The following is a 275-nucleotide window of genomic DNA, read 5'->3' on the forward strand; positions in this document are numbered from 1 at the left end:
CTGACGAAGCACCTGTTCGCGGCCGGCTTCTCCGCGCAGCTGGTGCGGATGCTGGTCGACAACCTGCCGTCCGGCGACGGTGCGCAGACCTTCGGGCAGGCCGCGGACTGGGCGCAGTCGGTGCTTGCGTCGAACCTGCCGGTGCTCGACAGCGAGGACGCGCTGCTGGAGCGCGGCGGCGTGTTCGCGCTGATGGGGCCGACGGGCGTCGGCAAGACGACCACCACCGCGAAGCTGGCCGCGCGCTGCGTGATGCGCTTCGGCGCGAGCAAGGT

At 72.0% G+C, this 275-nt stretch carries 1 protein-coding gene; it reads left to right on the plus strand.

Annotation, left to right across the window (positions count from 1 at the left end):
* A partial coding sequence (locus AAEY75_RS15000; RefSeq protein ID WP_352260026.1) for a hypothetical protein occupies positions 1 to 275 on the plus strand: 275 nt, incomplete at both ends.

The organism is Psychrobacter sp. TB55-MNA-CIBAN-0194 (assembly GCF_040309505.1).
Classification (GTDB): Bacteria; Pseudomonadota; Gammaproteobacteria; order Pseudomonadales; family Moraxellaceae; genus Psychrobacter; species Psychrobacter fozii.